21 protein-coding genes are annotated in these 25487 nt (G+C 70.9%); 9 read left to right on the top strand and 12 right to left on the bottom strand.

Annotation, left to right across the window (positions count from 1 at the left end; all coding sequences use genetic code 11):
• Positions 1–29 precede the first annotated feature (29 nt).
• From AB0958_RS07750 to AB0958_RS07730, 5 genes are all read left to right on the top strand, one after another.
• A complete protein-coding gene (locus tag AB0958_RS07750) occupies positions 30–908 on the top strand; it encodes an LLM class flavin-dependent oxidoreductase (RefSeq protein WP_366889429.1) in 879 nt (292 codons plus the stop codon).
• Positions 909–1829: 921 nt separating this feature from the next.
• Positions 1830–2603: an isoprenyl transferase gene (locus AB0958_RS07745; protein ID WP_366889428.1), complete on the top strand. Its 774-nt coding sequence runs from the start codon at positions 1830–1832 to the stop codon at positions 2601–2603.
• 436 nt (positions 2604–3039) lie between these two features.
• Positions 3040–4365, top strand: coding sequence for a PhoH family protein (locus AB0958_RS07740; RefSeq protein ID WP_132891196.1), 1326 nt, complete (start codon positions 3040–3042; stop codon positions 4363–4365).
• 399 nt (positions 4366–4764) lie between these two features.
• Positions 4765–5475: a transglycosylase SLT domain-containing protein gene (locus AB0958_RS07735; protein WP_366889427.1), complete on the top strand. Its 711-nt coding sequence runs from the start codon at positions 4765–4767 to the stop codon at positions 5473–5475.
• A gap of 117 nt (positions 5476–5592) precedes the next feature.
• Complete coding sequence (locus AB0958_RS07730; RefSeq protein WP_366889426.1) at positions 5593–6972, top strand: AI-2E family transporter; 1380 nt, start codon at positions 5593–5595, stop codon at positions 6970–6972.
• 37 nt (positions 6973–7009) lie between these two features.
• Here AB0958_RS07730 and AB0958_RS07725 read toward each other — a convergent pair whose 3' ends face one another.
• From AB0958_RS07725 to AB0958_RS07705, 5 genes are all read right to left on the bottom strand, one after another.
• Complete coding sequence (locus AB0958_RS07725) at positions 7010–9343, bottom strand: FtsX-like permease family protein (RefSeq protein WP_366889425.1); 2334 nt, start codon at positions 9341–9343, stop codon at positions 7010–7012.
• The gene (locus tag AB0958_RS07720) at positions 9340–10029 is read right to left on the bottom strand and encodes an ABC transporter ATP-binding protein (RefSeq protein ID WP_366889424.1); all 690 of its coding nucleotides are present in this window, start codon (positions 10027–10029) and stop codon (positions 9340–9342) included. Before AB0958_RS07720 ends, AB0958_RS07725 begins: the two co-directional genes overlap by 4 nt.
• On the bottom strand, positions 10026–10550 hold the full coding sequence (locus tag AB0958_RS07715) for a PadR family transcriptional regulator (RefSeq protein WP_366889423.1): 525 nt from the start codon (positions 10548–10550) through the stop codon (positions 10026–10028). The genes AB0958_RS07720 and AB0958_RS07715 overlap by 4 nt, the downstream gene beginning before the upstream one ends.
• A 306-nt stretch (positions 10551–10856) precedes the next feature.
• Entirely contained in the window at positions 10857–11117 is a 261-nt protein-coding gene (locus tag AB0958_RS07710) for a hypothetical protein (RefSeq protein WP_366889422.1), read from the bottom strand.
• A complete protein-coding gene (locus AB0958_RS07705) occupies positions 11114–12031 on the bottom strand; it encodes an SPFH domain-containing protein (protein ID WP_366889421.1) in 918 nt (305 codons plus the stop codon). Before AB0958_RS07705 ends, AB0958_RS07710 begins: the two co-directional genes overlap by 4 nt.
• Positions 12032–12287: 256 nt before the next feature.
• On the opposite strand from AB0958_RS07705, the gene AB0958_RS07700 reads away from it, so the two are divergent.
• Positions 12288–14705, top strand: coding sequence for a transglycosylase domain-containing protein (locus AB0958_RS07700; protein ID WP_366889420.1), 2418 nt, complete (start codon positions 12288–12290; stop codon positions 14703–14705).
• A 98-nt stretch (positions 14706–14803) separates the two neighbouring features.
• Here AB0958_RS07700 and AB0958_RS07695 read toward each other — a convergent pair whose 3' ends face one another.
• The 4 genes from AB0958_RS07695 to AB0958_RS07680 all read right to left on the bottom strand — a co-directional run bounded on the left by AB0958_RS07695 (position 14804) and on the right by AB0958_RS07680 (position 21142).
• Complete coding sequence (locus tag AB0958_RS07695; RefSeq protein ID WP_366889419.1) at positions 14804–16882, bottom strand: SpoIIE family protein phosphatase; 2079 nt, start codon at positions 16880–16882, stop codon at positions 14804–14806.
• Positions 16883–17200: 318 nt separating this feature from the next.
• On the bottom strand, positions 17201–17914 hold the full coding sequence (locus AB0958_RS07690; protein WP_366889418.1) for a DUF402 domain-containing protein: 714 nt from the start codon (positions 17912–17914) through the stop codon (positions 17201–17203).
• An 84-nt stretch (positions 17915–17998) separates the two neighbouring features.
• Positions 17999–19384, bottom strand: a complete 1386-nt coding sequence (locus tag AB0958_RS07685; protein ID WP_366889417.1) for a class II fumarate hydratase — start codon at positions 19382–19384, stop codon at positions 17999–18001.
• Between the two features lie 87 nt (positions 19385–19471).
• Positions 19472–21142, bottom strand: a complete 1671-nt coding sequence (locus tag AB0958_RS07680) for a fumarate hydratase (protein ID WP_358978475.1) — start codon at positions 21140–21142, stop codon at positions 19472–19474.
• Between the two features lie 168 nt (positions 21143–21310).
• On the opposite strand from AB0958_RS07680, the gene AB0958_RS07675 reads away from it, so the two are divergent.
• Both AB0958_RS07675 and AB0958_RS07670 read left to right on the top strand, forming a co-directional pair.
• The gene (locus AB0958_RS07675; protein ID WP_366889416.1) at positions 21311–22012 is read left to right on the top strand and encodes a DUF1707 domain-containing protein; all 702 of its coding nucleotides are present in this window, start codon (positions 21311–21313) and stop codon (positions 22010–22012) included.
• A gap of 153 nt (positions 22013–22165) precedes the next feature.
• Positions 22166–22549, top strand: coding sequence for a WhiB family transcriptional regulator (locus AB0958_RS07670; RefSeq protein ID WP_350781383.1), 384 nt, complete (start codon positions 22166–22168; stop codon positions 22547–22549).
• 139 nt (positions 22550–22688) lie between these two features.
• Here the strand turns inward: AB0958_RS07670 and glpX are convergent, their stop codons facing one another.
• Positions 22689–23726 (bottom strand): class II fructose-bisphosphatase, encoded by a 1038-nt coding sequence (gene glpX / locus AB0958_RS07665; protein ID WP_366889415.1) that lies wholly within the window; start codon positions 23724–23726, stop codon positions 22689–22691.
• Between the two features lie 126 nt (positions 23727–23852).
• Here glpX and AB0958_RS07660 point away from each other — a divergent pair, with 126 nt between their 5' ends.
• Positions 23853–24377: a DUF4245 domain-containing protein gene (locus tag AB0958_RS07660; RefSeq protein ID WP_366889414.1), complete on the top strand. Its 525-nt coding sequence runs from the start codon at positions 23853–23855 to the stop codon at positions 24375–24377.
• Between the two features lie 83 nt (positions 24378–24460).
• Here AB0958_RS07660 and AB0958_RS07655 read toward each other — a convergent pair whose 3' ends face one another.
• Together AB0958_RS07655 and AB0958_RS07650 are read right to left on the bottom strand one after the other, a co-directional pair.
• Positions 24461–25051 carry a malonic semialdehyde reductase gene (locus tag AB0958_RS07655; protein WP_366889413.1) on the bottom strand — a complete coding sequence of 197 codons (591 nt, stop codon included), beginning with the start codon at positions 25049–25051 and terminating at the stop codon, positions 24461–24463.
• Positions 25052–25228: 177 nt separating this feature from the next.
• Positions 25229–25462: an exodeoxyribonuclease VII small subunit gene (locus AB0958_RS07650; RefSeq protein ID WP_358978465.1), complete on the bottom strand. Its 234-nt coding sequence runs from the start codon at positions 25460–25462 to the stop codon at positions 25229–25231.
• Positions 25463–25487 lie beyond the last annotated feature (25 nt).

Genomic DNA, 25487 nt, shown 5'->3' with positions numbered 1-25487 from the left:
GCCACCCGCCTCCGGGTAGGACCACCCCCATGACCGCACTAGGCGCAGTATTCCGCCCCCAGCTTCCCCCCGAGCGGCTTCGTGAGGTGGTGGGGGTCGCTGATGAGGTGGGGCTTGAGGAGTTGTGGCTGTGGGAGGACTGTTTTCGGGAGGGCGGGATCTCGGCGGCCGCCGCCGCGCTCGCCTGGAGTGAGCGGGTGCGCATCGGCGTGGGGCTGTTGCCCGTGCCCCTGCGGAACGTCGCCCTCACCGCGATGGAGGCGGCCACGCTGCACCGGATGTTCCCCGGCCGCGCCGTACTCGGCGTCGGACACGGCGTGCAGGACTGGATGGGCCAGGTCGGCGCCCGCGCCCAGTCACCGCTGACCCTGCTGCGGGAGCATCTCGACGCCCTGCGCGGCCTGTTGCGCGGGGAGCGGCTGAGCGTGAGCGGGCGGTACGTCCGGCTCGACGACGTCGCGCTGGACTGGCCGCCGCCCACCCCCGTCCCCGTCCTCGCCGGCGCCGAAGGGCCCCGCACACTGCGGCTGTCGGGCGAGGCCGCCGACGGGACCGTGCTCACCTCCGCCACCTCCCCCGACGGGGTCCGCCGGGCGCGGCGGCTCATCGAGGAGGGGCGGGCCGCCGCGGGGCGCGATCCCGGCGAACCGCACCCGGTCGTCGTCTATCTGCTCACCGCCACCGGACCCGACGCCGCCGCCCGGCTGCGGGCCGAACTCGTCGCGGAGAAACTGGACTCCGTCCCCGGCCTCGGGGTCGCCGGGGACGCGGACGCCGTCGCGAAGGCCGTGCGGCGGCTCGCGGAGTCCGGCGCCGACACCGTGATCCTCCAGCCGACGGGGGACGAACCCGATCCCGAGGGCTTCGTGCGGTTCGCCGCACAGGAGGTCCGGCCGCTCGTGCCATGAGCCGTCGGCCGGGACCCGTCGTCGCTGCTGCGGACGCGCGGATCGCGGTCCGGCGGCCCCGATGCACCCGCCTTGGAATGCCAGGCGCCGAAGAATGGCCAGGAACCGTCGTCCGGGGACCCGGACGACGGTTCCTGGCCGCACCGGACTCCAGCGATCATTGCGGTGCATGCCGGGACGGTCTCACCCAAGCGGACCAACCGGTGCGGATCACTATGGAACTACGCATAAGCGAACAATTGATCTTCACGTTCACTCCACATGGGCACGGCGTTCCCACATCGTTACCGTCGTGGCTTCATGTCGAACCGGAGATTCGCGTAAGTTCGGACCAAGGTAATTCGCGTGAGCAAAGCTGCGCGGGCGGCACCGCGCAGTGGAGGGGGCTGCGCGGTGCCGTGATGCGTCGGCCGCTCCCGTCAAGCCGCCGTTCGCGGCGCGGGTCGCCCGTCGGGGGGACGGAGGGACAACCCGCCGAGGGGCCCTCAAGACGGCTCAAACCCTCTTGATCTCCTCGTTGGGGGCCACTTTCCCTGGGATTCCGCCGTGAATCGGCCACCCGAGGCCCCAGAATCCAGCGTTTCCACCCCCTCAAGGCGCTGTCGGACGACTGCGGAGAGTAGTGATGGCGCGCCGATGCGCGCAGCATCACTTACGAAGGGTTATGGTGGAACCCCCCCCTCGGGCCGGTCCGTCTCCCCCCCACGGACCGGCCCGTTTTTTTCTGCCCACGGCGCCGTCCCCGTTCGCGTCCGTGCGCACTCGGCCCCAGGCGCCCGGGATGCGGCCGTTCGGGCGCCACAACTCCCCGTCCGGTGGGCTCCCTCCCCGCGGAACCCCCCCTCAACTCCCAGCGGGGTAGGCTTCGGCCCGCGGATTCCCGCACACTCCCGCAGCCGAATCACGAGGGGCGGACTTCAAGTGAACCTGCGCGACAAGCTGCGCGGCCTGCTCGTCAGGCTCTACGCACGCCGGGTGGAAGGCCACCTGGACCACGCTCAGGTGCCGAAGCACATCGGTGTCATCGTGGACGGCAGCCGACGCTGGGCGAAGGCCGCCGGCTCCACCCCCGTCGACGGTCACCGGGCCGGCGCCGAGAAGATCGAGGAGTTCCTCGGCTGGTGCACGGAGACGGACGTCGAGGTCGTCACCCTCTGGCTGCTGTCGACGGACAACTTCAACCGCCCGCCGGAGGAGTTGGTCCCCCTCCTCGGCATCATCGAGAACGTGGTCCGCACCCTCGCCGCCGACGGCCGCTGGCGTGTCCACCACGTCGGCACCCCCGACCTGCTGCCCTCCCAGATGCAGCACGCGCTGAAGGAGGCGGAGGAGGCCACGGCGCACGTCGACGGAATACTGGTGAACGTCGCCATCGGCTACGGCGGCCGGCAGGAGATCGCCGACGCGGTCCGCTCGATGATCCTCGACGCCCACGAGAAGGGCATGTCGATGGAGGGCCTCGCCGACTCCGTCGACGTCGAGATGATCGGCCGTCACCTCTACACGGGCGACCAGCCCGACCCCGACCTCGTCATCCGCACCAGCGGCGAGCAGCGGCTGTCCGGATTCATGCTCTGGCAGACCGCCCACTCGGAGTACTACTTCTGCGAGGTCTTCTGGCCCGCGTTCCGCAAGGTCGACTTCCTGCGCGCCCTGCGTGACTACGCGGCCCGCCATCGCCGCTACGGCGGGTGACGTCTTGGTGACGGCGGACGTCAACACGACACACGCCCCGCCGCACCCCGGCCACGCCGGACAACCCCGTCGTCACGGGGGACCGCCCCAGCTCACCCATGAGGTGTGAATCACCCTTTTCGGGGCACGGGTAACGCGGAGTTCACCGTCTCGTCGTTGCAGACAGTGGCATGGCGGCGCATGTTCGAGGGCATAAGCCAAACAGGTCGATGCCCGAACCACGGGCATCGGATCTCAGCGGGCGGCTCGGGGCCGTCCGCCCGGGAGGCCCTTTGCACCAGCCCGACCGTGCGGTCACGGCACGGAAGAAGCAGCGGGGGGCCGGTTTTCGGCCCGTGCAGGGCGGCCGTCGACCGGTCGGGACTTCTCCCGCCCGGCCCAGCCCGGCTCCCATCCTCGTCGCTCCCCGACCTCATCCGAGGGGGTACGTCCTTCCGTGGTGACCAGCACAGCGCGCCGCAAGTCCGACCGGCGCACCTATGTTCTCGACACCAGCGTCCTGCTGGCCGACCCGAACGCCATGACCCGCTTCGAGGAGCACGAGGTCGTGCTCCCGATCGTGGTGGTCACGGAGCTGGAGGCCAAGCGGCACCATCCCGAGCTCGGTTACTTCGCCCGGCAGGCGCTGCGCCTGCTGGACGACTACCGGGTCCGGCACGGCCGCCTCGATGCCCCCATCCCGATCGGCGACCTGGGCGGCACCATCCGTGTCGAGCTCAACCACTCGGACCCCAGCGTCCTGCCGAGCGGCTACCGCCTGGGGGACAACGACTCCCGCATTCTCGCGGTCGCCCGCAACCTGCAGGCCGAGGGGTACGACGTCACCGTCGTATCGAAGGACCTGCCGCTCAGGATCAAGGCGTCCTCGGTCGGTCTCCTCGCCGAGGAGTACCGTGCCGAACTCGCCATCACGGACTCCTCCGGCTGGACCGGAATGTCCGAACTGACCCTGTCCGGTGAGCAGGTTGACATCCTCTTCGAGGAAGGCCACGTGTACGCGCCCGAGGCCGCCGACCTTCCCGTGCACACCGGTCTGACCATCCAGTCCGAGCGGGGCAAGGCGCTCGGCCGGGTCACGGCCGAGGGCACCATCCGGGTGGTGCGCGGCGACCGCGAGGCGTTCGGCATCAAGGGCCGCAGCGCCGAGCAGCGCATCGCGCTCGACCTGCTGCTCGACCCGGACGTGGGCATCGTGTCGATGGGCGGCCGGGCCGGCACCGGCAAGAGCGCGCTGGCGCTGTGCGCGGGCCTGGAGGCGGTCCTGGAGCGCCGCCAGCACCAGAAGGTGATGGTCTTCCGGCCGCTGTACGCGGTCGGCGGGCAGGAACTGGGCTATCTGCCGGGCAGTGAGGCGGAGAAGATGAGCCCCTGGGCGCAGGCGGTCTTCGACACCCTCTCCGCGGTCACCAGCCGCGAGGTCATCGAGGAGGTCACCGCCCGCGGGATGCTGGAGGTGCTGCCGCTCACGCACATCCGCGGCCGCTCCCTGCACGACGCGTTCGTGATCGTGGACGAGGCCCAGTCGCTGGAGCGGAACGTCCTGCTGACCGTTCTGTCCCGGATCGGCGCGAATTCACGGGTGGTGCTGACCCACGACGTGGCGCAGCGGGACAACCTGCGGGTGGGCCGTTACGACGGCGTGGTCGCGGTGGTCGAGAAGCTGAAGGGGCATCCGCTCTTCGCGCACGTCACCCTCACCCGGTCCGAGAGGTCCCAGATCGCCGCACTTGTGACCGAAATGCTGGAGGACGGACACATCTGATCCCGGTGTCCAACATGGGCTGATCAGTCATCTGTTGGCGCCGTCCGGCAAAGGCCCCGAGCCTAGCCGGGCGGCGCCTTCGCGTGTGCCGGTTTCCTGAAATCCCGTGGGGGAAACGGGATGTGAGCTTTCACACGCAACTCGGAATTGCCACCCGGCGTCCGGTTACGGCAGAGTCTCGTTCCTGTCAGGCCCCGCATACGACACACCTGTACCCCCAGCGGTACGGAACAACAGACGCAGCGCAGCCAATTCCATAGCGACGTCGTATGCCGCCCGAGCACCACGCGGCGCTCCCTCGCGGGAGCCGCCCACCGGGCCCGTGTCTCCCGTGACCCAGTAGTGAGGAGGCCAGCGCCAGGGGCACGATTGCGTCCGCCAGGGTCACCGAAGCGGGCGATGCTGGAAGGAAACCGTGTGAGCCGGATCTCGGTCCGGGGATTCGCAGTGGCCTCGGCCACGGCGGTCACCGCTGTCGGAAGCGTCGTCGGTGTTGCCTCGGGCAGCGTGGCGCAGCCGAACAACGACGCAGAGGCGACAGCAGCCGACACCACGCTCCTCGCCGACCTGCCCGCTGGTCAGCAGGCCCAGGTGCAGACCGCCTCCCTGACGCAGCAGGCCGACGCGATGGCCATCCAGGCCGACGCGAGCGCCAAGAAGGACGCCGAGCAGGCGGCCCGGGTGGCGGCGGCCAAGACCGCGACCGCCAAGAAGGCGGCGGCGGAGAAGGCGGCCCAGGACGCCAAGGCACGCGCCGAGGCGAAGAAGGCGGCCAGCCGCTCCGCCTCCGTGGCCAGCTTCCCGGTCCAGAGCTCGTACACCGTGGCGCAGATCCAGGCGATGGCGCAGAGCATGGTGGCGAGCGGTCAGTTCCAGTGCTTCAGCAACATCGTGGACCACGAGTCCAGCTGGAACTACCAGGCGGTCAACGCCTCCTCCGGTGCCTACGGTCTCTTCCAGGCGCTGCCCGGCTCCAAGATGTCCTCCGTGGGCGCCGACTGGCAGACCAACCCGGCAACCCAGATCAAGTGGGGCCTCAACTACATGAACTCCCGCTACGGCAGCCCGTGCGAGGCCTGGTCCTTCTGGCAGGCGAACCACTGGTACTAGAGCCGTTCGGTCTCTCAACCTCCGACAGCCCCTCCCCGTCCTTGGGGGAGGGGCTGTCGCCCTGTACGGTCGGAGCGGACGACTCCAGGGGGAGTGGTGAGGAGCAGAGGGCGGATCATGTCGCGAGTGCCGCAGTGGCTCGGCCGGCTCGGTGCCGGACTGACCGAGATGGGCGAGCGGTTGGACGAGCGGCGGGCCGAGGTGGAGCGGGAGCACGGCGAACCGGAACCGCACCCGTCGTCCGCGCCGGCATCCGCGCCCGTGCCGGCCCAGAAGGCCGAGCGGCCCCAGCGGCTCCGGAAACCCGCCCCGCGCCCCGACCCCGTGACGGCCGTCCCGTGGGGAGTGCGGGTCGCCGCCGAGGCCGGCTGGCGGCTGCTGGTGCTCGCCGGCACGGTCTGGGTCCTGATGCGGGTCATCAGCGCCGTGCAGCTCGTCGTCTTCGCCTTCGTCATCGCGCTGCTGATCACCGCGCTGCTCCAGCCCACGGTCGCCTGGCTGTGCCGGCGCGGCGTGCCGCGCGGTCCGGCCACCGCGCTCACCGCGATCTCCGGGTTCGTGATCATCGGCCTGATGGGCTGGTTCGTGACCTGGCAGGTCATGGAGAACATCGACACGCTCTCCAACCAGATCCAGAGCGGCATCGACGATCTGCGCAACTGGCTCCTGAAGAGCCCCTTCCACGTCACGGACAAGCAGATCAACCAGATCGCCAAGAACCTCCGTGAGGCGATCGGCGCCAACACCGACCAGATAACGTCGTTCGGTCTGGAGGGCGTCCAGGTCGTGGTCGAGGCGCTGACCGGGCTGCTGCTGGTCTTCTTCTCGACGCTCTTCCTGCTCTACGACGGCGCGCGCATCTGGCAGTGGTTCCTGAAGCTGGTCCCCTCCGCCGCCCGCGAGGGGGTGGCCGGTGCCGGACCGCGGGCCTGGCGCACCCTGACCGCCTATGTGCGGGGCACGGTGCTGGTCGCCCTCATCGACGCCATATTCATCGGCCTGGGCATCTACTTCCTGGACGTCCCCATGGCCGTCCCGCTCGCCGTCTTCATCTTCCTGTTCTCGTTCATCCCGCTGGTCGGCGCGGTCGCCTCGGGCGCCCTGGCCGTGGTCGTCGCCCTGGTCACCCAGGGCGTGTTCACGGCGGTCATGACGCTGGTCGTCGTCCTCGCCGTGCAGCAGATCGAGGGCCATGTCCTGCAACCGTTCATCCTCGGCCGGGCGGTCCGGGTGCACCCGCTCGCGGTGGTCCTCACGGTCGCGGCCGGCGGCATGGTCGCGGGCATCGGCGGCGCGGTGGTGGCCGTACCGCTGGTGGCGGTGACGAACACGGTGGTCGGCTATCTCCACCAGCACTCGCACGAACGGTACCTGGAGGACGCGGACGTCGAGGCCGAAGCGGCGGAGGCGGCCGACGCGGAGCCCGAGTTCGTGGAGCCCGAGGACGCGGAGCCCGAGGACGTGGAGCTGGAGGCGGCCGAAGACCCCGCCCACTGACCGGTGGGCGGGGTCTTCGGGGGGCTCCCGGGGTCCGCTACTCGGTCCGCAGGCCGTCGGGGCGCATCAGCCGCAGCAGCGGCGGCAGACTGAGCAGGGTCACCGCGACGACGACCCCCGCGCCGAAACCGGTCATCGACAGCACGCTCACCCAGTCCACCCGCAACGGCACCGCCGTCATCTTCATCAGCACCCCGCCGAGCGTCAGCCCGACCGCCGCCGCGAGCAGCAGGCCCAGCGCGATGGGGATCGCCGACTGCCAGAGCACGGACAGGGTGAGGGTACGTCGCCGGGTGCCGAACGCGATCAGCGCCGACAACAGCTTCCTGCGCTCCCGCAACTGCTCCAGCTGGGTGACCAGCAGGCTCGCCCCGATGAGGGCGAGAACGGCGGCCGCGCCCACGAACAGGCCGGTGCGGATGGTGTCGTACTTCGGGTTGCGGGTGGTCGCCTCCCAGGCCCAGGTGTAGGCGAGCGGGGCGATGCCCATGGCGACGGTGCGCACCTGCTCCTCCGCGTCCGGCACCGCCGTGTCCAGCCGCAGGTACACGGTTCCCCTCAGGGCCGTCAGCGCCTTCGCGGGCAGTGCGGACGGGGTGACCAGGACCCCGTTGAGGTCGGTGCTCAGCGCGTCCTTGCGGGCGGCCACCTTCGGCAGCTTCGCCGGTACGGTCCACGGGGCCTCGACGCCGGGGCTGCCGCTGTAGGACGGGCCGACCCACACCGCGTGGCCCGGGGTCAGCAGCTTGCGGGCCGGGGGGTCGTCGGACCAGGTGGCGGACAGGAAGGCGTCCCCCTCGCGGCAGGCGGGCAGCACCGCCACCTCGCGCAGGGCCGCGCAGTCCCCGACGACCACCTGCATGGTGTTCGCCGGGTCGAGGCGCTTGTCGCCGTACTCCGTCCGGGACAGCGCCACCGCCCCCTTCACCCCCTTGGCCGCCTTGAGTTCGGCCCCCGCGGCGGCCACCTGGACGCCGTCCGGCAGGTCCACCTCCATCTGGGCGCGGTGCGGGTCCTTCCCGGTGTTCTTGGTGTAGTCGGCCTGCACGCCGGAGAACAGCATCTGCAGGGCGATCGCGCCGGCCACCGCCACCGCGACGCCGTTGACCATCCGGGCGGCCGTACCGCTGCTCAACTGAAGTCTGCGCACCGCGAGTTGCCAGGAGACGGGGCCGTCGCCGAGGCGGCCGACGGTGCGTTCCACCACCCAGGGCAGCAGCGCGGTGACGCCGACCAGCAGCGCCAGGACACCACCGGTCACCAGGTACTGGTTGAAGTCCCCGCCGTCGGCGCCCTGTCCGAGCATCGGGTAGAGCATCGCGAGGCCGCCGACCGGCAGCAGCAGCCGCCACCACAGCCGGCGCCGCGCGGGCCGCGCCGTGCGGACCACGCCGAGCGGTTCGATGACGACCCGGCGCATCGTGAACAGGGTGACCAGGACCGCTGCGGCGGGCACCGCGACGGCGACCAGGGCGGCCAGGGCCGGCGTCGGGGTGAGGTAGTCCGGGTAGACGCTGACGTCGAACAGCTCGATCGTGGCCGCCGCCTGGCTGCCCAGCAGGAAGAACCCGGTGCCGAGCACCAGGCCGAGCACGGCGCCCGCCAGGGCCTCCCCGGCGGCGATCCGGCGCACCATCCGGCCGTCGCAGCCGACCAGCCGCAGCGCGGCGAGCCGCCGGTCGCGGCGCTCACCGCCGAGCTGTACGGCGGTGGCGATGAAGATGCCGACCGGGGCCAGCAGCACCACGAAGACGAGCAGCACGAGCAGCAGCAGAATCGGGTCCAGCCCGTCCGCCGACCCCCCGGAGGAGTCACCGAAGTGCTTGATACGGCCGACCTCCGGGCCCTGGCCGATCTCCCGCTCCAGCCCCCGCACGCCCATGTAGTAGGCGAGTTCGGTCGGGCCGATCAGCCCCCGCTCACCGATCGTCCCGACCACCTTCGCGGGCAGCCGCTCGCGCAGCAGTCCGTTGCCGGGCGCCTTCAGCAGCTTCTCCAGGGCGGGGGAGACGTACATCTCGCCGGCCGCCGGGACGCGGTCGATGCCCACCGGCACCGGCGCGTGCGGTCCGTCGGGGTCGACCAGCCGGGCCCGGATGTCCGCGCCGTACCACGAGGTGTTCACATGGCCGACGACGATCGTGTCGTCGGCCGCGGGGATCTTCGGCGGTGTCACCACGAAGTCCTGCCGCGCGGCCTCCTTCGCGTGCCGGGCGTCCAGGATGTTCGGCACCGCCGTCGTGAGCAGCAGCAGTGCGACGCCGAGTCCCACGCCGACCGCGGTCAGCAGGGCCCGGATCCAGCCCTCCCGGCCGCCGGTGAAGGCGAACCGCGCCCCCATGGCCAGATCCCCGGCCCAGCGCCCGCTCATACGGTCCGCTCCATGTCCCGGGACCTGCCGTCCCGTACGACGATCTCGCGGTCGGAGTAGGCGGCCACCCGCGCCTCGTGCGTGACCAGCACGACGGCCGCGTTGGTGGACCGGGCGGCGTCCGTCAGCAGCTCCATCACGCGCTCGCCGTTGAGCGAGTCCAGCGCACCGGTCGGCTCGTCCGCGAACACCACCCGCGGCCCGGTCACCAGGGCCCGCGCCACCGCGACCCGCTGCCCCTGGCCGCCGGAGACCTCGCCGGGCCGCTTCTTCGCGAGGTCGTCGACCTCCAGGCGCGCCATCCATCCGAGGGCCGCCTTCTCGGCCTCCTTGCGGGAGGTGCCGTTCAGCCGCAGCGGCAGCGCCACGTTCTCCACGCAGGTCAGTTCCGGCACCAGTTGCCCGAACTGGAAGACGAACCCGAACTCGCTGCGCCTGAGCGCACTGCGCTCGGCGTCGTTCATGGTCGCCATCTCCCGCTCGGCGTACCGGATCGAACCCGCGTCCGGCGGCACGATCCCGGCGAGACAGTGCAGCAGGGTCGACTTGCCGGACCCGGACGGGCCCATGACGGCGACCACCTCGCCGGCGTGTATCGAGAACTCGGCCCCGTCGAGGGCGACGGTCGGGCCGTAGGCCTTCCGCAGCCCCTCGGCCGCGAGCAGCGAACCAGCGGGAGCACTCACTTGGCCACCTCCGTCCGGAGCCTGTCGAGCCGCGCGGCCGTCAGTTCCAGCCACCGCAGGTCCGCCTCCAGGTGGAACAGGGCGTGGTCGCAGATGAGCTGGTCGGCGAGATCGCCGCGGCGCTTGCGGTCCGTCAGGATGCGCATGCTGCGCAGGTGCTCGGCCCGCTGGCCGTCCAGGATGTCGGCGGCGTCGCGGTGCGTCAGCAGCGCGAGCACGACCTTGGTGTAGAGCGTCGACTGGAGGTACTCCTCCGGCTTCTCGGGCGTCGCCAGCCACCGCTCGACGTCGGTGATCCCGGCGTCCGTGATGGCGTAGCGCTTCCGCTCCGGGCCGCCGCCCGCCTCGATGCCGTCGACCTCGACCAGGCCGTTCTTCAGCAGCCGGGACATCGTCGAATAGACCTGGCCGTAGTGGAGCGGCCGGTCGTGACCGAACTTCTCGTCGAAGGCCCGCTTGAGGTCGTAACCGTGGCGCGGGCCGGACTCCAGGAGCCCCAGGAGGGTGTGACCGATGGACATGCGGAGCACTCTACACACTGTGTATACGCAAGGTGTATACACACCGTGTGCAGGTCGTGGCCCACGGTCCTCCCGTCGGCCTCGCGCCGGGTGTCCCCGCAGGTGGGGGCCGAATGTCACGGTTCTGCGACACCGCGGCGGGTGACAGCGGGGGTGGGTGCCGAGGGCTTCGTCAGGAGCCGGCCGCGTGCCGACCGGGCCGGGATCGGAGCGGGCCCGGCGCCGGTGCGGAAGGCGGGTGCCGACGGGGGCGCACGGCAGGGTGCGAACTCGCGGCACTTCGGGCCTCGGCGCGGCCCGGGGTGTTCAGGCCGACGGGGGTCCCGGGGTGGCGCCGCCCGGTGGCCGGCCCCGGCGTGGCAGGGGGCCTGCCTCGCCGGGGAGACGGCCCGCTTCCGCGAGGGCGCGGCGCAGCAGGAACTCGATCTGGGCGTTGGCCGAGCGCAACTCGTCGCCGGCCCAGCGCGCCAGCGCGTCGTACACCGACGGGTCCAGCCGCAGCAGCACCTGCTTGCGCTGCTGCGGCCGGCGCCGCGGCGCCTCCTCGGGAGAGGGCGAGTCCGTCACTGGTAGAGCGTCCCGGTGTTGAGCACCGGCTGCGGCGCCCGGTCCCCGCACAGCACCACCATCAGGTTGGACACCATCGCCGCCTTGCGCTCCTCGTCCAGTTCCACGATGCCCTGCTCGGCGATCCGCGCGAGCGCCGCCTCCACCATGCCCACCGCGCCGTCGACTATCTGCCGCCGCGCGGCCACCACCGCACCGGCCTGCTGCCGCTGGAGCATCGCGGAGGCGATCTCCGGAGCGTACGCGAGATGCGTGAACCGCGACTCCACGATCCGCACCCCGGCCGCCTCCACCCGCGCCTGGAGTTCGACGGCCAGTTTCTCGGTGATCTCCTCGGCGTTGCCGCGCAGCGAGAGCCCGCTCTCGTCGTGGGCGTCGTACGGGTACTCGATGGCGATGTGCCGCACCGCGGTCTCGGTCTGCGTGGCGACGAACTCCGTGTAGTCGTCGACCTCGAAGACGGCCTGCGCGGTGTCCTGGACCTTCCACACCACGACCGCGGCGAGCTCGATCGGGTTGCCGTAGGCGTCGTTGACCTTGAGGACCGCGGTCTCGTGGTTGCGTACCCGGGTGGAGATCCTCGTGCGCGAGGTGAAGGGGTTCACCCAGCGCAGCCCGTCCTGCCGGATCGTGCCCCGGTACCGCCCGAACAGCTGGACCACCCGCGCCTCGCCCGGCGCCACCGTGTTCAGTCCGCGCATCGCGAGGACGGCGGCGAGGAAGACGAGGACGCCGCCGACCGCGAAGGCGGGGTTGACGGAGGCGGCGGCGAAGAGCGCCACGGCGGCCGCCAGCCCCGAAAGGCCCAGCAGCAGCGCGAGCCCGCCGCCGATGCTGTGCGCCGTGAACTCCCGCACGCGCGGGGCGGGCATCTCGGGTACGTCGGCGGTCAGTGTCGAGTCGTGGACGGACATGGGTTCCCCCCTGAGTGACGATGCCTAGCTCTGTTCTAGCTAAGTGATATCACTTTAACGCGCCGAGCAACCCTGCGTCTCCCCTGGTCGTCGGTTCCGTTGGACAGGGTGCTGATTGTCACGTCGGCGAAAGGCGTGATCGTGCGTCCTTTGTCATAGAGAGCGGTGTTAGCTTTCTGGACTGACCTGAGCCAAGTGCTTGTGCGACAGCCGCACACACGTGTGACAGCCGAGACGAAGCGGAGCAGACGGACTCATGGGACGAGCGGAAGAGAGAAAAGCGCGGCAGCGGGGTGGCCGCCGTGCCGCGCCCCGGAACCGCCCGTCCCCGCCGCCCGAGTCCGAGACGCCGGCGGCGGCCGGCACCACTGCCGCCGCGGCCCCTTCCGTGGCCGAGGGTGCCACCCGCGCGGAGCGCCGCAAGGCCGCCGCGAAGACGAAGCCCGGCAAGCCGGGCAAGGGCGGCAAGCCCGCCCAGGGCCGGATACGCCGGCTGTTCACCTGGAAGAAGATGCTCGGCACGTTCCTGGGCGTCTGTCTGCTGGGCATCGGCACCTTCGTCGCGCTGTACGTGATGGTCAGCGTCCCCGCGGGCAACGCCCTCGCGCAGACCCAGAGCAACGTCTACAAGTACAGCGACGGCACGGTCCTCGCCCGCAAGGGCACCGTCAACCGCGAGATCGTGGACCTGTCGAAGGTCCCGAAGGACGTCCAGCACACCTTCGTCGCGGCCGAGAACAAGACCTTCTACAACGACAACGGCATCAACCTGCGGGGCATGGCCCGCGGCCTCTACAACACCGCGATGGGCCGCGGCACCCAGGGCGGTTCGACGATCACCCAGCAGTACGTCAAGAACTACTACCTCGACCAGGACCAGACCATCACGCGCAAGCTGAAGGAACTGGTCATCACGCTGAAGGTGGACCGCGAGAGGTCCAAGGACTACATCCTCGCCGGGTACATCAACACCAGCTACTACGGCCGCGGCGCCTACGGCATCCAGGCCGCCGCCCAGGCCTACTACCACGTCGACGCCAAGGACCTCAACGTCCAGCAGGGCGCCTACCTCGCCGCGCTCCTCCAGGCACCGAGCCAGTACGACTGGGCGGTGGCGAGCAAGGCAGGCAGGGAGCTGGTGCAGCAGCGCTGGAACTACGTCCTGAACAACATGGTCGGCCAGGGCTGGCTGGACAAGTCCAAGCGGGACGCCATGAAGTTCCCGATCCCCAAGCAGCCGAAGGCCGCCTCCGGTCTCGAGGGCCAGAAGGGCTACCTGGTCGAACTGGCCAACACCCAGCTGGAGAACCAGCTGATGAAGGAACAGGGCATCAGCCGGTCCGACGCGGAGGCCCTCGTCGTCGACCAGGGCTGGACCATCACCCTGAACATCGACCGGAAGAAGCAGGCCAAGCTGGAGGCGGCCGTCAAGAGCCAGCTCACCAGCAAGCTCGACGGCAAGAAGCGCAAGGTCGACAAGAACGTCCAGGCCGGCGCCGTCTCCGTCGACCCCAAGACGGGCAAGATCCTCGCGCTGTACGGCGGCACGAGCTACTACGACCACTACACCGACAACGCCACCCGCGCCGACTACCAGCCCGCGTCCACCTTCAAGCCGATCATCCTCGCGGCCGCCCTGGAAGAACAGGCGAAGACGCAGGACGGCAAGGACATCAACGCGAACACGATCTACGACGGCACCAGCGGCCGTCCGGTCAAGGGCAGCGACATCGCCTTCTCGCCGCCGAACGAGGACAAGGCCGACTACGGCGACATCACCGTGCAGACGGCGATGAACAAGTCCGTCAACTCGGTGTTCGCGCAGATGGGTGTGGACGTCGGCATGAAGAACGTCATGCGGACCGCCGACCAGCTGGGCCTGGACACCACGGGCCTGCAGGCGGTGCCCGCGATGACCCTCGGAAGCATGGGCGCGAGCCCGCTGGAGATGGCCGGGGTGTACGCCACCTTCGACAACCACGGCAGGAAGGTCACCCCGACGGTCATCGCGTCGGCGGAGAAGACCGGCCGCAAGGTCGACATCCCGGACCCGATCGGCGACCAGGTCATCAACCGCACCGCGGCCGACCAGGTGACCTCGGTGCTGACCGGCGTGGTCGACGACGGTACGGCGAAGGTGTCGGTGGCCCAGAACCCGCTGCGCGACGGCCAGCAGGTGGCGGGCAAGACGGGTACCTCCGACAACAACAAGTCGGCCTGGTTCACCGGCTACACGCCCGACCTCGTCACCTCGGTCGGCCTGTTCGGCGAGGACGCCAAGACCCACAACCAGGTCCCGCTGACCGGCGCCACCGGCCTCATCCCCGGCACCGGCCGCATCAACGGTGGCGGCTACCCGGCGCAGATCTGGGCGACGTACACCTTCGGCGTCACCAAGAAGCAGAAGTTCGAGCTGGAGACCGACCTGGGCGCGGCGGTCCAGCCCACCGTGACCCCGTCGAAGTCGGCGACCCCCTCGCAGACGCCTTCCCAGACGCCCAGTGAGACCCCGTCGAAGTCGGCGAGCCCGTCCCAGACGCCGTCGCGGACCCCGTCCCAGACCCCCCCGACGACCTCCCCGCCCCCCACGACGAACGAGCCGTCGCTCCCGGTGGAGACCCCGACGGGCGGCGACACGAACAACCCGCTGGAGCCGGGCAACGGCGGCCAGTAACAACGCCGGCCAGTAACAACGCCGGCCAGTAGCAACGTCGGCCGATAGCAACGCCGTAGGGGCGACTCCCAGAAGTGCCGGGGGTCGCCCCTACGGCGTCACCGGTTCAGCTCGAACCAGACGACCTTCCCGGTGCTGAGCCGCGTCGCTCCCCACCGCCGGGCCAGTCGGTTGACGAGATACAGCCCGCGGCCGCCCTCGTCCGTCGCCCGGGCCTGCCGCAGCCGCGGCAACTGCGGCACGTCGTCGCCCACTTCGCAGCGCAGCACATCCGTCCGCAGCAACCGCAGCGTCACCGGCCGCGAGGCGTACCGCACCGCGTTGGTGACCACCTCGCTGACCAGCAGCTCGACGGAGTCGGACAGCTCCTCCAGCCCCCAGCGGGACAGCGCCCGGCGCGCGAGCCGCCGGGCCCGGCCGGGCGCCGCGTCCTCCGGCTCCAGGTACCAGTACGCCACATCGCTCGGCGCGATCCCGTCGAACCGGGCGGCGAGCAGCGCGATGTCGTCGTCACGGTCACCCGGCCCCAGCATGTCGAGCACCTCGTCGCACAGGGCCTCCAGCGGCGGCGGATGATCCGGCCCCGTCAGCTGCGCGGTCGCGGCGAGCTTCTCCCGCAGCTGCTCTATCCCGGTCCACACGTCACGCAGCCGGGACTCCACCAGACCGTCGGTGTACAGCAGCAGCGTCGCCCCGGCGGGCGCGTCCAGCTCCACCGCCTCGAAGTCGACCCCGCCGACCCCGATCGGCGCCCCCGGCGGCACCCGCAGCACCTCGGCCCGGCCGCCCAGGTGCAGCAGCACCGGCGGCGGATGCCCGGCGTTGGCGATGGTGATGCGGTGCGCGACCGGGTCGTAGACGGCGTACAGGCAGGTCGCCATGCGGTCGCTGCCCAGTCGCTGGGCCTGCTCGTCGAGGTGGTGCAGGACCTCCTGCGGAGGCAGGTCCAGGCCCGCGAGGGTCTGCGCGGTGGTCCGCAGCTGGCCCATGATGGCCGCCGACGTCATGGAGTGGCCCATCACGTCGCCGACGACCAGGGCGACCCGGCTGCCGGGCAGCGGGATCGCGTCGTACCAGTCACCGCCCACCCGCGCGGTCTCGGCCGCCGGCAGATACCGGGACGCCAGCCGTACCCCCGTCGCACTCGGCAGGTGCTCGGGCAGCATGGTCCGCTGCAACTCGTCGGCGATGTAGGCCTCCCGGCCGTACAGCACCGCCTTGTCGATGCCGAGCGCGGTGTGCGTGGCCAGCTGGGCGGCGACCAGCAGATCGTCCGCCTCGAACGCGAGCCGCTCCGGACGGCGCAGGAACAGGGCCGCGCCGATCACCCGGCGGCGGCCGCGCAGCGGGGCCAGGATCGCGCGCTGGGCGCCGGGGACGAGCGACTCGTTGCCCTCGCCGAGGAGTTCGGGCAGGGCGGAGCGTGCCGCGGGGGAGTCCGCGAAAACCGGTCGTACGCCCCGTAGTACTTCGTTGAGGGCACCGCCCGGCCGTACCTCGCACAGCTCGGCGGTGAGCTCGGCCAGCCCGACCTCGGCGGGATCGGGCTCCGGGACGGGAAGCTGCGGAAAACCGCCCTCGGTGTCCCGCTCCTCCGGGATCCGGTCGGTGCGGCGCAGCCGCAGCACCACCGCACCGGTGGGCCGCTCGTCGCCGACCGGCAGCGGGTCGCGCAGGTAGACCAGGATCGCGTCCGAGAAGGTCGGCACGGTCGCCCGGCACAGCCCCATCACGATCTCGTCGAGGTCGATGCCCCGGGCGATCCGGCGGGTCGCGGCGCCCACGAAACGCAGCCGGTCACCGTCCCGCCGCATCGGCATCGGCCGGCCGGGCGGCAGCCCGCGTCCGCTGCGACGCTCCTGGGGGCCCGCGGCCCGCTCCTGCTCCGCGCCCGGCTGGGGCGGGATGCCCTCGGTGGGGCGCGGCCGGTGCGGATCGGGCTCAGCGCTGGTGGGCTGGGCGTGCTCGGGGCCGTTGACGGAGTGCTCCTTGGACGTGCTGGTACCGGGGCCGGAGGGCGTCTCGCCCGGGCGTGCCTGCGCGGATAACGCGGTGCTGCCGAGCGGATGGGGCTGTGCCTGCGCCTGGGGCTGCGGGGCACGCAGGAGCGCCCCGCGGGCCTGAGCGGGGTCGGCGCCCGGCTGCGGGCGCTCGTAGGAGGTGGGGTGCTCCGTCACGCGTGTCGAATCCGTCCGTCCGGGGCTGCGCGCCGGGCGCGCAGGGGGTCCCGCCGAAAGTCCGATACCCGGATTACCTGCCCCAGGAACGGATTTCCGGCGTGACCGGAGACCGTTGCCGTGCCACCGGCGAACGGTCCCGGGCCGGCGCGCCGTTCGCCCGTGCTGCCCTCGTACCCCTCGCTCACGTCCTGCCGCCCCTCGGTGACGTTCGGTCAAGCCCGGAAGATCGCCCGGGAGTTGCGCACGACGCGTGTCCTCGACGCGCCCTTGCGGAGGACGATCCTACGGTTGTGGACCGGGGGCGCATCAAGGGTCTCATGAGGACACGTGCGCGGGCGTCCGGTCCCAGTCCTCCGGCAGCGACGGAACCGCCCAGGCCGGGTCCGGACGCCAGTGCTGCCAGCCGTCCGAGAACGGCGCCCGCCAGGCCCGTACCGCCTCGACCGCGGACAGGCCCGCGGCCCGCGCCGCCGCGGCCTTCGTCGCGTCCATCAGCCCGTCCTGCTGGGCCTGCGCGAACTCGTCCTCGTCGAGCCACTCCCACCTGCGGTCGGGGTGCACCGCGATGTCCAGAAAGTAGTCCTCCGAGTCCACCCCGCCGTCCCAACGGGCCAGCGGCTGCTCAAGGTTGACGTACCAGTTCTTGAAGTGCCAGCCCGGCTCCCAGAACAGCCACACCGACCAGGGCTCACCGGGCCTGGCCAGCTTCAGCACTCCGGTGCCCAGCCAGTGGCCGTGCCCCACGGTCCGCGGCTTGGTGTACCGGGACTCCAGCGGCTCCTCGCGCACCGCGGAGCCGTCGGCGAACACGGGCTTGACACACTCCGTGCCGGGCGCCAGCCACACGGCCAGCAGCTCCGCGTCGTCCCGTACGACGGTGACGGGGCGCGCGATGTGGAAGCCGGTACCGGCGTTCTCCCGGTACCGCCACAGGATCTGACTCCCGGGCGTCCAGAAACCGCTCCCGTTCCCGGTCGCGCCACCCGTTTCCCCGCGCCTCACGCGTCTCACCGCTCCACCGTCTGCCATGCACAGATATTAGGTGCCACAGGCATACGACGCTGCGGCGGACGTCACGGTTCTCACCGGGCGGCGCGAAACGTTCGCACCCGGTTACGGGCGTGTCATCCGCAGGACATCCAGCGCCTCGTCCAACTGCTCGACCGTCAGATCGCCCTTCTCGACATACCCGCCCTCCAGCACCACCTCACGGATCGTCCTGCGCTCCGCCAGCGCCCTCTTGGCGACCTTGGCCGCCTCCTCGTACCCGATGTACCTGTTGAGCGGCGTCACCACGGACGGCGAGGACTCGGCGTACTCCCGCGCCCGCTCCCGGTTCGCGGTGATGCCGTCCACCGTGCGGTCGGCCAGCAGCCGCGCCACGTTGGCGAGCAGCCGCACCGACTCCAGCACGTTCTTCGCGATGACCGGAAGCATCACGTTGAGCTCGAAGTTGCCGGCCGCACCGGCGAACGCGATGGTCTGGTCGTTCCCGATGACCTGGGCCGACACCATCAACACGGCTTCGGGGACGACCGGGTTGACCTTCCCCGGCATGATCGAGGACCCCGGCTGGAGATCGGGCAGCGCGATCTCCGCGAGCCCGGTGCGCGGCCCGGAGGCCATCCACCGCAGATCGTTGGCGATCTTCGTCAGGCCGACCGCGACCGTCCGCAGCTGCCCGCTGGTCTCGACGATCCCGTCCCGCGCGCCCTGCGCCTCGAAGTGGTCGCGGGCCTCGGTGAACGGCAGCCCGGTCACCCGGGCGACCTCCTCGATCACGGCGGCGGAGAACCCCGGCGGGGTGTTGATCCCGGTGCCGACCGCGGTCCCGCCGAGCGGCAGTTCCGCGAGCCGGGGCAGCGAGGCACGCAGCCGCTCGACCCCGTACCGCACCTGCGCGGCGTACCCGCCGAACTCCTGCCCGAGGGTCACCGGTGTGGCGTCCATCAGGTGCGTACGCCCGGACTTCACGACCTCGGCGAACTCCTCGGACTTCCTGCCGAGGGAGTCGGCGAGGTGTTCGAGAGCCGGGATCAGGTCCCGGGTGACGGCGGCGGTGGCGGCGATGTGGATCGAGGACGGGAAGACGTCGTTGGAGGACTGCGAGGCGTTGACGTGGTCGTTGGGGTGGACGTCCCGGCCGAGCCGCTCGCTCGCCAGCGTGGCGATGACCTCGTTGGTGTTCATGTTGGACGAGGTGCCCGAGCCCGTCTGGAAGACGTCGACGGGGAACTGGTCGTCCCAGTCCCCGCGGGCGACCTCCGCGGCCGCCTCCTGGATCGCCTCGGCCACGTCCTCGTCGAGCACCCCGAGCCGTGCGTTCACCTTCGCCGCGGCGCCCTTGACGCGGGCGAGCGCCTCGATGTGGGCGCGCTCGATCCGCCGGCCGGAGATCGGGAAGTTCTCGACGGCGCGCTGCGTCTGGGCCCGCCACTTGGCGTCGGCGGGCACCCGGACCTCGCCCATGGAGTCGTGCTCGATGCGGTAGTCGCTCATACCCGTATAGCGATCGGGACCGCGGGGATGTTCCGGACCGGCCCCACCCGCCCCCGTACGGACCAGGGGCGGGCGCGCCGCGCGGGATCAGCCGAGACCCGGACCCCGCACGGGGATCGTCGTGAACGTCGGCGCGGGGGCGGGGTCCTGGAAGAAGTCGTTGCCCTTGTCGTCGACGACGATGAACGCAGGGAAGTCCTCGACCTCGATCTTCCAGACCGCCTCCATGCCGAGTTCCTCGTACTCGACGACCTCGACCTTCTTGATGCAGTCCTGGGCGAGCCGGGCGGCCGGGCCGCCGATGGAGCCCAGGTAGAAGCCGCCGTGCTCGGCGCAGGCGTCGGTGACCTGCTTGCTGCGGTTGCCCTTGGCCAGCATCACCTTGGAGCCGCCCGCCGCCTGGAACTGCTCGACGTAGGAGTCCATGCGGCCGGCCGTGGTCGGGCCGAAGGAACCGGACGCGTAGCCCTCGGGGGTCTTGGCCGGACCGGCGTAGTACACCGGGTGGTCCTTCAGGTACTGCGGCATCTCCTCGCCCGCGTCCAGCCGCTCCTTGATCTTGGCGTGCGCGATGTCCCGGGCGACGACCAGCGGGCCGGTGAGCGAGAGCCGGGTCTTGACCGGGTACTTGGTCAGCTCGGCGAGGATCGTGTCCATCGGCTGGTTCAGGTCGATCTTCACGACGTCCGACGACTCGTCCAGGTGCTCGTCGGTCGTCTCCGGCAGGAACCGCGCCGGGTCCGTCTCCAGCTGCTCCAGGAAGACGCCCTCGGCGGTGATCTTCGCGACGGCCTGGCGGTCCGCGGAGCAGGACACGGCGATGGCGACCGGGCAGGACGCGCCGTGCCGGGGCAGCCGCACCACGCGCACGTCGTGGCAGAAGTACTTGCCGCCGAACTGCGCGCCGATGCCGATCTTCTGCGTCAGCTCGAAGACCTTCTGCTCCAGGTCCTTGTCCCGGAAGCCGTGCCCCAGCTCCGAGCCCTCGGCCGGGATCTCGTCCAGGTAGTGCGCGGAGGCGTACTTCGCGGTCTTCAGCGCGAACTCGGCGGACGTGCCGCCGACGACGATCGCCAGGTGGTACGGCGGGCAGGCGGCCGTGCCCAGCGAACGGATCTTCTCCTCCAGGAACTTCATCATGGAGGCCTCGTTCAGGACGGCCTTCGTCTCCTGGTACAGGAACGACTTGTTGGCCGAGCCGCCGCCCTTGGCCATGAAGAGGAACTTGTAGGCGCCGCCGTCGGTGGCGTACAGCTCGATCTGGGCCGGCAGGTTGGAGCCGGTGTTCTTCTCCTCCCACATGGTGAGCGGAGCCATCTGGGAGTAGCGCAGGTTGAGGTTGAGGTACGCGTCGTAGATGCCGCGGCTCAGCGCCGCCTCGTCGCCGCCCTCGGTGAGCACGTTCTGGCCGCGCTTGCCCATCACGATCGCCGTGCCGGTGTCCTGGCACATGGGCAGCACGCCGGCCGCCGCGATGTTCGCGTTCTTCAGCAGGTCGAGCGCGACGAACTTGTCGTTGCCCGACGCCTCCGGGTCGTCGATGATCCGGCGCAGCTGGGCGAGGTGGGCGGGGCGCAGGTAGTGCTGGATGTCGTGGATCGCCTCCGCGGCGAGCTTGCGCAGCGCCTCCGGCTCCACCTTGAGGAACGTCCGCCCGTCCGGTCCCTCGACGGTGGACACGCCCTCGGAGGTCACCAGCCGGTACGGCGTGGTGTCCTCGCCCTGGGGGAGCAGATCGGTGTACGCGAACTCAGGCATCTCAGCCCATTCCTCACTCTGACGGACGGCCGCCCGTCGGCGTCGACGGGCGCTGTCCAGCGTAGAACCTGCCGCTGACACGGAACCTGTGAGGTAGGGCTCAGTTCGACACGCCCGGCCATCTCCGACCCCTAGTCGCGATCTATCGCGTTTCGGTACGCTGCTGTCGTGGACCTTCAGAAGCAGACCGTTCAGGGGCACGCCGGAGCGCCGGTCGCCGAGCTGCGCGCCTCGGACGCCGACCGTGACCGCATCGCCGACATCCTGCGGGAGGCGCTCGCCGAGGGGCGCCTGACCGCCGACGAGCACGCCGAGCGCGTGGAGGGGGTGCTGAACGCCAAGACGGTGGGGGAGCTGGAGGTCTTCATACGGGATCTGCCCGCGGCCCACGCCCGTCCGGCCGCCCCCGGTTACACGCCGGTGCCGCCGCGCCCGGCGCCCGGCGCGATCCCCGTCGAGGCGGACAGCAACGTGGTGGCCGTCTTCAGCAGCGCCCGCCGCCGCGGCCGCTGGCGGCCCGGCCGCCGGCTGCACGCGTACGCGGTGTTCGGCTCCGTCGAGATCGACCTCACGGAGGCGATCTTCGAGTACCAGCAGGTCGTCATCAAGGCGTTCTCGGTCTTCGGCGACGTGCAGATCCGGGTCCCGGAGAACGTGTCGCTGCGCGGCACCGGCGGCGGCGTGCTGGGCAACTTCGAGGCCGACACGCTGGATTCGGCCGACCCGGACGCGCCGGTCGTCTACGTCGACGGGTGGGCCGTCCTCGGCAACGTGGAGGCGCGGCCGAAGCGCGGGAAGTTCATCGAGGACATCCTGGACCGGGTGCACGCCAAGGTCGACCGGAAGGTGCGCAAACACCTGGACCGTTGACGGTCGCGAATCGGTGCCGGTCCGGCGGCCTTCGGGGTCGTGAACAAGCCGCCGGGCCACGGCTGTTGAGGACGCTGTGCATAGGCCCGCGCACAGCGGGTAGGCCTTGCTGCATCGTCTCTCGCTCGCGAAGCCGTCGTCAGGAGTAGACCCGTGCTGCAACCGCCGCATTCGTCCCTGCAGGTAGCTGCCGTTCCGGCCCAGCGGGTGCCAGTGCGGGACAGGGACCAAGACGCACCCTGGCACACCGAGGCGGTGTGCCGGCGCGACGAGGCAGGCCTGTTCTTCGCCCCCTCCAAGGAACCCACCGCCGCCCGGCTGTCCCGGGAGGAGGCGGCCAAGCGGGTCTGCGCCCGCTGTCCGGTCATGGTCGAGTGCCGCGAACACGCGCTGCTCCAGCCGGAGCCCTACGGCGTCTGGGGCGGCCTCACGGCGGCGGAACGCCGGGTGGTGCTTGCGAGGCGCAGGCGCCGCGACATGGAGCTGAAGAAGGCGGCACGAGCGACGGCGGCGAACCGCATAGCCCAGGCAGGCTGACGAAAGGCGCCCTCTCCGCACAGAGGGCGCCTTTTCGATGCCGTAGGGGGCAGCGCCCCATAGGGGCGCGGGGAACTGCGCGACGAGCCACGACGCGCCCGCACTCGCCGGCGCATCCCAGCCCCCACCCCCGAAGGCGCTACCTCGCCTTGTCGAAGTCGATCGTGCTGTACGCCCGCAGCTTGCGCAGCCGGTGCTCGGAGTCGATCCGCCGCACCGTCCCCGACTTGGAGCGCATCACGATCGACTCGGTCAGCGCGGTCTCCGACCGGTACCGCACGCCCCGCAGCAGCTCGCCGTCCGTGATGCCGGTGGCGACGAAGAACACGTTCTCCCCGGTCACCAGGTCCTCGGTGGTCAGCACCCGGTCCAGGTCGTGCCCGGCGTCGATCGCCCGCTGCCGCTCCTCGTCGTCCTTGGGCCACAGCTTGCCCTGGATCGTCCCGCCCAGGCACTTCACGGCGCACGCCGAGATGATGCCCTCGGGCGTACCGCCGATCCCGAGCAGCATGTCCACGCCCGTGCCCTCGCGCAGCGCGTAGATGGACCCGGCGACGTCACCGTCGGAGATCAGCTTGATGCGCGCGCCGGCCTCCCGGATCTCCTTGATGATCCCTTCGTGCCGCGGCCGGTCCAGGATGACCACGGTCACGCCCTCCGGCGAGGACCGCTTCGCCTTGGCGACCCGGCGGATGTTGACGGAGATGGGCGCGTCGATGTCGACGAAGTCCGCCGCTTCCGGGCCCGTGACCAGCTTGTCCATGTAGAACACGGCGGACGGGTCGAACATGGCCCCGCGTTCGGCGGCGGCCAGCACGGAGATCGCGTTGGGCATGCCCTTGGCGGTCAGCGTCGTCCCGTCGATCGGGTCGACGGCGATGTCGACCTCGGGCCCGGTGCCGTCACCGACGTGCTCCCCGTTGAAGAGCATCGGGGCCTCGTCCTTCTCGCCCTCGCCGATGACGACCACGCCGTTCATCGACACGGTGGAGACGAGGGTGCGCATCGCGCGGACCGCGGCGCCGTCGGCGCCGTTCTTGTCGCCGCGGCCCACCCAGCGCCCCGCCGCCATCGCGGCGGCCTCGGTGACCCGGACGAGCTCCAGGGCGAGGTTGCGGTCGGGGGCCTCGGAGGGGACATCGAGCTCGGACGGCAGGTGATGATGATTCTCGGTCATCGGAGCGCACCTTTCTGATACGACGACGGCCGGATGAGGGTTTCCCGTCGACTCTATCGCCAGGCTGACAAAATGAGCAGGGGACCCCACGGATGAGCGCAAGGGGCACCTGCGACCATAGAGGGCGTGGCAGGCACGAACGGCAAGCAGAAGACGGTCCGGGACATGATTCTCTCCCTGGCCCTGATCGGCCTCGCGGCGGGCTTCGTCTATCTTCTCGTCCCGCACGACGATCACGCTCCCGACCTTCCGAGGGTGGACTACCGGGTGGAGCTGCTGACGGCGCGCCGCGCCGCGAGCTACCCGGTCGCCGCACCCGAGGGTCTGCCCAGTGGCTGGAAGGCCACGTCGGTGCGGTTCCAGGGCGCGGAGGGCGACCGCTGGCACCTGGGGTACCAGACCCCCGACGGTCAGTACGTCCAGCTCGAACAGTCCACTCAGAAGCCGGCGGACTTCATCGCCGACGCGAGCCAGGGCGCGACGGCCACGAAGACGGCCGAGAAGATCGGCGACCGCACCTGGACGCACTACACGGGCGGCCGCTACGACGCGCTGGTGCTGGACGGCACCCGCGGTTCGACGACGGTGGTGGCCGGCACGGCGTCCTTCGCCCAGCTGACGAAGATGGCGGCGGCGCTGAAGACGTCCTGAGGCGGCTCTGCGTGCTGTGCGCGCCCGTGCACGGAAGAGGCCCCCGGCGACGCCGGGGGCCTCTTCCGCATGGGGGGGGCTGCTCAGACGGTCGTGACGACGTCGTCGTAGGCCAGGCGCGGGCCGCGCGGGAACCAGGCGTCCGGGCCCGGCTTGCCGATGTTGACGACCATCAGCGGGGTGTGGTCGTCGTCCAGGAACTCCTTCTGGACGGCCGCGAGGTCCAGGCCGGTCATCGGGCCGGCGGCGAGGCCGGCGGCGCGGACGCCGATGATGAAGTACGCGGCCTGGAGGGCGGCGTTCAGGGTGGCGTTCTTCTCGCGGGCCTCACGGCTGGCGGCGAACATGTCCTTGGCCTGCGGGAAGTGCGGGAAGAGCTGCGGCAGCTCCTCGTGGAACTCGTTGTCCGCGGCGAGGATCGCGACCAGCGGGGCGGCGGCGGTCTTCTTCTGGTTGCCCTCGGCCATGTGCTGCACCAGGCGCTCACGGGCCTCGGGCGAGCGGACCAGGACGACGCGCAGCGGCGACTGGTTCATGGAGGTCGGGCCGAACTTGACCAGGTCGTAGATCGCCTGGACCTGCTCGTCGGTCACCGGCTCGTCGGTGAAGGTGTTGGCGGTGCGGGCCTCACGGAACAGCAGGTCCTGAGCGGCGGGGTCGAGAACGAGAGACATGGTGAACTTCCTGGGTCGCATCCCTTGGCGAGGGAGTCGGCACGGAATCCGGACCGTGGTCCGGATGGCTTGTCGGTGCGACCTTAGCGAAGGAAGGTTCAAGCTTCAACAAAAGCGGGATAGTGGTGAGCCGCCTCACAGCCTCGCCGTCTCATCCCCTTGTCCCCCCTCGCCCCCTCAGCCCTCCTCGCTCTTCCCTTCCGCTTCCTCCTCCTCGGCCAGCGCCGCGTCCAGCCGGGCCCGCGCCCCCTCCAGCCACCGCCTGCACACCTTGGCCAGCTCCTCGCCCCGCTCCCAGAGCGCGAGCGACTCCTCCAGGCTCGTCCCGCCGGCCTCCAGCCGCCGGACGACGTCGATCAGCTCGTCCCGCGCCTGCTCGTAGGAGAGCGCCTCTTCGGTCCTGCCGCTCATGCACATGCCTTTCTCGTCACCCTGT

It is taken from the genome of Streptomyces sp. NPDC006655 (assembly GCF_040703965.1).
GTDB lineage: Bacteria > Actinomycetota > Actinomycetes > Streptomycetales > Streptomycetaceae > Streptomyces.
The sequence above is the reverse complement of the archived record's forward strand: the minus strand, read 5'-3'. Positions and strand labels throughout refer to the sequence as shown.